1 protein-coding gene is annotated in these 1,178 nt (G+C 54.4%); it reads right to left on the reverse strand.

The window, feature by feature from the left end; all coding sequences use genetic code 11:
• Positions 1–204 precede the first annotated feature (204 nt).
• Positions 205–1,178: sulfatase-like hydrolase/transferase (locus tag BLX24_RS30550; protein WP_177225986.1), on the reverse strand; the 974-nt coding region annotated here is incomplete at its 5' end.

Here is a 1,178-nt window from a genome sequence, read left to right on the forward strand (position 1 = left end):
GGCCGCCCGAGCCAAAGCCTTCAACATACAGGGTGTTTCTGGCGGTAAACGGGCTCTCCGGTGTTTGGGCCAGACAATACACGGTGCCGCTCAGGCAGCTGAGGAGGGATATACATCGTTTCATAAAAGAAGGCGAGAATGTTTCTTTTCAAACGTAAACATATCACAAACGTTGTCTGCTCGGCTGTTAAAGATCCTTAAAGACTACAACCGTTGTTTGGTCTCCCGGATTCTGGTCAGCAGGTCGGCTAATTCCTTTACTTTTTCCGGCTGTTGCTGATATAGATTAGTTGTCTCGAGCGGGTCGTTGGCCAGGTCATATAATTGTCCGGCGGGCGCTCCGGCAGCAGGCTTAATGTCCCGGGGTTCGGTAAAACCACCCGAGCCAAGTCCCTGAATCAGTTTCCAGTTCCCTTTCCGGATGGCAAAATAGCCAATGGAAGAACTGTGAACGACTGCCGGTTGTCGGGCCACGGTCTTTGCCTTGCCTGTCAGCACCGGCAGAATGCTGTAGCTGTCTTCGGGAACATAGTTCGGGTCGGCATTCCGTGTGATGTCTTTGCAGGTGGCCATCAGGTTGGCCAGCGTGGTGGTTGCCTCCGAAACGGTTCCTGCTTTGACCATGCCCGGCCAGCGGACAATGAACGGTATCCGGTGGCCGCCTTCAAAGGCATCCCCCTTCATGCCACGGAAGTTGCCCGCCGCACGGTGATTAAACTGCTTCACAAAGTTTTCGCGCCAGTAGGGGCCGTTGTCGCTGGCAAAAATCACGATGGTGTTTTTGCTGAGGCCGGTCTCATCCAGCGTTTTCAGCACCTGCCCGATAGACGCATCAACCTGCTGCACAAAATCGCCGTATTCTCCGGCCCTGGATTTACCGGCATACTCTGGTTTAGGCATCCAGGGGGTATGCGGCGCCGCCAGCGGGAGGTAGAGGAAAAAGGGCTTTTTCCCCGTTTGCTGTTGCAGGAAAGCGTTCGCTTTGGTGATAAACGTGGGCAGTACCTCAAAAAAGTTAAACGAAGGCGCCATCTTGCCTTCGCGCCAGAACGGGCCGGTATACCCCGACTGGAGTTTATTGCCGTCGGTATAGGCCGTTGGCTGATCGGTCAGTTTCTGGTTTTCAAGGTAGACGTAGGGCGGCATGTCCAGCGAGGCCGGCAGAATAAACGAGTAGT

Source organism: Arsenicibacter rosenii (assembly GCF_001870735.1).
Classification (GTDB): Bacteria; Bacteroidota; Bacteroidia; order Cytophagales; family Spirosomataceae; genus Arsenicibacter; species Arsenicibacter rosenii.